Consider the following 6,304-nt stretch of genomic DNA (forward strand, 5'->3'; position numbering starts at 1 on the left):
TTTTTGTTTCCAGGATTGCGATGTCTGCTCTGCGTTTGCTTTGCTTTTACTCTTCCGGTATTTCAGGGATTTCGAACATTTCCAGGTTGCTGAAGGAATAGGTGTATTTCCCGTTTTCGATGCCCTTGACGATTTCCACGACCTTGTCGTTTACCGGGGTAGGGATGCTGAGCCTGGCACCCCATTTCGACACCTCGCCGTTGATGGCATCGATTTCCGTTTTGCGGCCTTTCTCCAGGTCCTGCAGCATGCTGGCTTTCAGCAGGCGGTGCGGGCCGAATATGGCGTGATACAGGGGAAACCTTGCCACCATTTCTTTTTTGGTCCTGAAGCCCAGCGCCGTGAGGTCGTGGCCTTGCAGGGGCTCCATGGAAATGCCTCTTGCCCTGGCGATTAGCAGCGCTTCATTCCCGATATGCGCCGCACAGGTCAGGGCCTTCTCGTTGTCAAGAACTTCACCGAATGTGCAGCCCAGCACCGCCGACATGCCACTCAAGGTGGCGTTTACCAGCAGCTTGGTCCAGCGGATTCCGATCAGGTTGGGGACAATAACTGTTTGGCCAATAGGGTCGAGCAGCTCTTTTACTTTAAGCGTCCTTTCCCTGATGGAGCCGTCGAGTTCTCCCAGGTCAAAGGTCATTTTGGCAGGGTCCGAAGTCAGCATGGAGACCCCGGGACCGATCCAGGTGGCTCCCCAGCCGACCGTGCCGCCCATAGTGCGCTCCTTGCCGACCACCTCCGCCACGGCGTCTTCAGGCACCCCGTTTTGCAGGGTGCAGACGACGCTGTCGGGGCCCAGGTGCGGCAGAAGCTGTTTTAGAGCCACATCATTGTATGTCTGCTTTACCAGGAACAGGACAATGTCGTAGATGCCTTCCATTTCATCCGGGGTAATGGCTTTAACCGGTACGTTGAGATCCATTTTGCCGGTTATGGTTGCCCCCTTCTGGTTGAGCGCATTAACATGCTCCCTGTTGGCATCGATTAATACAACCTCCCGGTTTTCCTTGCTCACCAGCGCGCCGATGATGGTCCCCAGGGAACCGGCCCCCATGATGGCTACACGCACAACAAACCACTCCTTTCTTTAAATCAAATATCACGTTCATTTTTTACAGGTTCATCCCTCATCCCTTTTTGGCCTTTGGTCAAACGATACCAGCCATTGCCATTATCACGCCGACAATTACGGCAATAATGGGAATTAAAACGCTGGTCACAAAAATGCCCTTGTAGGCTTCCTTATGGGTAAGCCCCATCACCATCAGGATGGTGATAATGCCGCCGCAGTGAGGCAAGGTATCCAGCCCGCCCGAGGCGATGGCGCTGATCCGGTGGAGTATTTCCGGGTTGACGCCCAGTTTCAGGTATTCGGGGCCCATCGTCTTCAGGAAAATGCTGAGCCCGCCGCTGGAAGACCCGGTGATGCCCGCTACAATGTTTGTGGCGAATACGGCTGAAATGAGGGGATCAAATTTGAGCCCGAGGGCAAACTTGACAAAAGACTGGAAAGCCGGAACCTTTTGGACTACAAAGCCAAAACCGACAATAGCCGCGGTGTTGATCAGAGGCATTACCCCCATTGATAAGCCTTCGGTCAGGGTCTGAACCGGGTTTTTAATCTTTGGCATATTCAACAGGTAGCAGACCAGGGTTGCAACAGTCATCGCCACGGCCACGCTGGCCAGAGGGTCCATTTTACCTTTCAGGGCCACAATGATTGCAATGACAAGTATCAGTGGAAGAAAAGCAATTTTCCAATCCGGCAACCCGGACAAATCAGCCGAAGGAAGCGCCGATGCCTTGCCGTTCGGACCGCCGGTGAACGGTTCGCCTTTTTCAGCGGCAATTTTTGCTTCCCGGTTAAGATACAGCAGACAAAGGAAAAACATGAGTAAAGATGCCGTTATGCCGATGACCGGTGCAGCCATAGGCGTTGTTCCAAGGATCTGGGCCGGGATTATGTTCTGGATCTGGGGGGTTCCCGGCAGGGCCGTCATGGTAAACGTACCGGCTCCCGCCACGACCGCAGCGCACAGGATGCGCTTGGGTATTTCGGCCTTCTGGAACAGGACCAGCCCGATGGGGTACACGGTAAAGACAACCACGAAAAGGCTCACCCCACCGTAGGTGAGAATAGCTGTGGCCAGCAGGATGATCAGGATGACCCTTTTTGTTCCCAGCCAGTCGATCAGCTTGTAGGAAATGGCGCTGGCTGAACCGGTGTCGCTCATAACCTTGCCGAAGAGCGAACCCAGAATGAACAGCAGGAAATAGGTGCCGGCGAAATACTTGAAACCGTCGCCGTAGTCTGTGGCAAAACCTTTCCAGATGTTTCCTCCGTTGGTGAGGAGGACGATCAACGAACATACAGTGAGGCCGGGATGATTCCCCACCCCTTGTAGGCCAGGTACATGACCAGGTCCAGAGCGATTAATACGCCAATAACACCCAGCATAAACACACCTCCGAAATTTTTGATTTAACCGTGGTAACTGTGATTGGCAACTGGCATTTAAGCCGATTAAGCTGTCATATTCAACCCTCCTTTCCTGGATGGTAAAGACCAAGGCCGGCAACGACGATGTGATCTAGCGGCAGAGCGGCCATAAAGCCCTAAATCAAATTTTTTTATGTAGCTTCAACAGCTCGATCAGCATATCGTCGCGCCAGGCAGCGATTTCTTCGGGTGTCCGGCCGAACTCCGGCGGCCGGTTGGCCATAGCCCGGTTTACTCCTTCCTGTGCTTTGTCCGGCCAACCCTCGGGCCATTTCTTCCAGTCGGCCATGTCGGCCCACCACATTTCCACCGAAGGACCGACATGAGTCAAAAGCCCTTTGATCCCATGCGCCCCGCCGCCCAGCTGGTAAATCAGGTTGGGTCCCATGATCCCGAAGCGGAGACCCGGCCCGAAACAGGCGGCCTTGTCGACGTCTTCAATGCTGCATACTCCCCTGTTCACCAGGTCCACGGCTTCGCGGTACAAGGCCATCTGCAGGCGGTTGGCGATAAAGCCCGGCGCTTCCTTCCGGAGTATTACCGGCTCTTTGCCCAGCGAGGAAAGGAATTCATACACGGTGTCCACGACCGCATCGCTCGTCCTGTCTCCCTTGCTTATCTCCACCAGCGGAATAAGGTGGGGGGGATTGTAGGGGTGCACGCCCAGGCACCGTTCCGGGTGTTGGGCATATCTGGCGATTTCGCTGATTAGCAGGCCGGAAGTGCTGCTGGCGAAAATGGCCGTTGGGTGGGCATGCTTTTCAATCTCTACCAGCAAGGCCTGTTTGACCTCATAATTCTCGGGGCCGGATTCCTGGATAAGCTGCACGTCCTTTACGGCTTCCTCCAGGCTTGTGGTGCAGGCCACGGCTTGCATCGCTGCGGCAAAACGCTTTTCGTCCAGCACCTTTTTATTTACGAGGAATTGCAGGTTTTGGCTGATCCTTTGCCGCGCCTGTTCCAGGAATTCCTCCTTGATGTCATAGAGAACCACCGGGTAACCTTTCATCAAAAAATTGGTCGCCCAGCCCGCACCGATCAGACCGGCACCGACACAGGCTATCTTTTTGATATCTGACGCCCTCATACTCATGGTTGGTCTTGCCTCCTCGTCTTGCGATTTCCGTCTTTAAGTTCCACCAGCGTTAGCAGTGCAAAAGGCATGCCAAACGACAAAAACCGCCTGCGGCGGGCGGTCCAGCCAGATGATCCCCTGATTTTTTGCAGAATTGAGAGGATAAGGCGAAAAGGGCCAGGTCTTTCTATCAATTCTGGGAGCCCGGGAGAAAAGGTGATAAAAATAAAACCTTCAAACGCCAGGCGTTTGAAGGTTCTTGCGATTGACTTTATCAGTTGAAACCCTGGAACCTACATAAAACCCTGAAAATAAATTTTCATCCTTCCGATGGGTGCCGCAGGCGGCATGATAGTCTAAAAATATAGAAAACGAGACGCGCATTTTGCCACTAAAGCTGGGCCTGCCAGCTTATCTACAGCAGTTATGTTTCCCGGCGGTGCAATACGCATCAGGCGAAGGATCTTTTTGCTCAACTCTGTGCTTCTAGTCTTGATGTAAAAAGATTTTCCTTCGATTTCTACTTCGGCAAAATTGAAGGAGTTTAACGCTTCCCGGATTTCCACAGGCGAGGCATTTCCCCCTCCGGCTTGCCGGAGCTTGAATTCCAGGGTGCGTTCGAGGAGAAAAGGCAGGAAGCAGATTACAAAGTATCCCTTAATTCGCCTTTCGGTCCAATGGAAAACCGGCCGCACTTCCAGGTTGCTTTTCATGACACGGAAAGATTCCTCAATCCGCCACAGGTTGTGGTAAGTATCCAGGATGTCTTTTGTACTCATCTCTTTCTCGCTGGTCTGGATGCCGTAATAGCCGTCAAATTGTTGATTCCGGTTAATTGCTTCTTCGTCCAGCATCCAGGTCCCAGTACAATCTACTTCTTTTAGGTATTTCTTGCCGCCACGTTTATTTGCTGGCCTAGATCTTGGCCTTGCTTTCAAAAAGTCTTTGGGCTTTCTCGATTAACCTTTTCTGGTCGGCCCGGCCTTTTCCCGCCCGTCGGCTAGAGCGGGTAACGAGAAATTTTTCGGGCAATTTGTTTTTTTCCCTTTAGCGGTGAACTCGTTTATGTACTCGATAAACTTGTAGCGAAGGATTTCTCCTTCTTCGGCTTTTATTTCCCGGTAGCCATTTTCGTCAAATATCATATCGGTAATCTCTTTCTTCATGCTCTTGATGCGGGCGGCAAAGATGTAGCTGTAGCCCCGTTCCACTTTGCGCTTTAAATTAAATTGAGCTTGCTGTTGCGCCCACGTTCGGCGACCACAATTACTCGGCGCAGGCCAAAGCGTTTTTCCGGCTTTTCCAAGGCTACTTCCAGGATCTTGCCGTCAAAGGTATTGCCAGGAAAAAGCTCATAGCCTATGGACCGCCCCTCGCAATCAATAAGTAAACCCAATACTACCTGGACTTCGTTGAATTTGCCGTCTTTAGTGAAGCCAAAATCTACCCTACTCTGAAAACAATAAACCGTAAAAAAGGCAACACAAAACCAAAGCTGCAGAAATTTATTTTTGCAGCCTGTGCGGCAGCGACATCAACAGCTGCTTAGGCTATATTTTCCTTGACGATGACCGTATAACCCAGAGCTTCTATACGTTTGATAGCATTCTTTAGTACAACAGCAGACTTGCGTTCATCGAAATAATTGGCACCTAAATCATAATAAGGTTGCCTGTTTTTCAAAATATGATAGATAATGACCAAAATGCTATGCCCTACCGCGACAGCAGCACGGCGGATGCCTCTCCTGGCGGCGATTCGATGATACTGGGCAGACAGGTATGTTTCTCTACTATGTGATGCTGCCAGGGCACATTGTATCAAGGTGCTTCGCAAATGCTTGTTGCCTTTGGATGTTTTTCCGGATTTGCGTTTTCCCGCACTTTCATTGTTACCCGGAGCCATTCCTGACCACGAAGACAGGTGTGCTTCTGAGGGGAAACGGTTCATATCAGTACCAATTTCAGCCAAAATGTTTTCGGCGGACCGCCTGGCCACACCTGGGATAGTATCAAGAAGCTCCAGGTCTTCCTCAAAAGGGCGCATTCGTTCCTCGATGTCCCTATCAAGGCATTTGATTTCTTCATCAAGGAAATCGATGTGTTTCAGTTGTAAGGCAAGCATCCTTCTCTGGTGCGGGCCAACCAAGCCAACCAGTGCCTGCTCCAGATTTTCCCTCTGGCTTTTCAAGCGGCCCTGGGCCAGTTTTGTCAACAGCTGCGGGTCAGAGATGTTGTTGATGATAGCCTCAATCATGGAGCGGGCGGAAACTTCCATAATATCGCTGGCCACAGAAGAAAGTTTAATGTTGCACCCTTCCAGGACCTTTTGCAGCCTGTTCACCTCGCGGGCGCGTTCCTCGATCAAACTTTTACGGTAGCGCACCAGTTCCCTTAACTCGCGCTGTTCTCTGGAGGGGATGTAACTGCCTGTCAACAATCCGTGTCTGAGAAGGTCTGCGATCCATTCGGCATCTTTTACATCCGTCTTGCGGCCAGGTACTGTCTTGATATGCTGGGCATTAACAACAATAGCGTCAATCCCCGCTAATTCCAGGAGATTAAAAATTGGTTTCCAGTACACTCCAGTACTTTCCATTGCCACGCAAGTGCACCGCTGCTCTTTAATCCACTCCACAAGCTTGAGCAACTCGCCGGTCATCGTGCCAAAAGTTCTGACCACCTTCCCCTCTGGTGTGATGATGCAGGCCGTGATGGTTTTTTTGTGGA

6 protein-coding genes and 1 pseudogene (1 of these 7 cut by a window edge) are annotated in these 6,304 nt (G+C 51.5%); all 7 read right to left on the minus strand.

All coding sequences use genetic code 11. The features are described from left to right. Positions 1–46 precede the first annotated feature (46 nt). A complete protein-coding gene (locus tag NUV48_09905) occupies positions 47–1,069 on the minus strand; it encodes a ketopantoate reductase family protein (protein MCR4442452.1) in 1,023 nt (340 codons plus the stop codon). Positions 1,070–1,148: 79 nt separating this feature from the next. Next, positions 1,149–2,363 (minus strand): GntP family permease, encoded by a 1,215-nt coding sequence (locus tag NUV48_09910; protein MCR4442453.1) that lies wholly within the window; start codon positions 2,361–2,363, stop codon positions 1,149–1,151. A 258-nt stretch (positions 2,364–2,621) separates the two neighbouring features. Further along, on the minus strand, positions 2,622–3,593 hold the full coding sequence (locus tag NUV48_09915; protein MCR4442454.1) for a 3-hydroxyacyl-CoA dehydrogenase family protein: 972 nt from the start codon (positions 3,591–3,593) through the stop codon (positions 2,622–2,624). Positions 3,594–3,931: 338 nt separating this feature from the next. After that, positions 3,932–4,429 (minus strand): transposase, encoded by a 498-nt coding sequence (locus tag NUV48_09920; GenBank protein MCR4442455.1) that lies wholly within the window; start codon positions 4,427–4,429, stop codon positions 3,932–3,934. 105 nt (positions 4,430–4,534) lie between these two features. Continuing rightward, a complete protein-coding gene (locus NUV48_09925; GenBank protein MCR4442456.1) occupies positions 4,535–4,786 on the minus strand; it encodes a hypothetical protein in 252 nt (83 codons plus the stop codon). Between the two features lie 8 nt (positions 4,787–4,794). Then, positions 4,795–4,971 carry a hypothetical protein gene (locus NUV48_09930; protein MCR4442457.1) on the minus strand — a complete coding sequence of 59 codons (177 nt, stop codon included), beginning with the start codon at positions 4,969–4,971 and terminating at the stop codon, positions 4,795–4,797. 149 nt (positions 4,972–5,120) lie between these two features. Continuing rightward, positions 5,121–6,304, minus strand: a pseudogene (locus NUV48_09935) (IS110 family transposase) (it continues 124 nt past the right edge of the window).

The sequence above is a fragment of the Peptococcaceae bacterium genome (assembly GCA_024655825.1).
Lineage (GTDB): Bacteria > Bacillota > Peptococcia > DRI-13 > PHAD01 > JANLFJ01.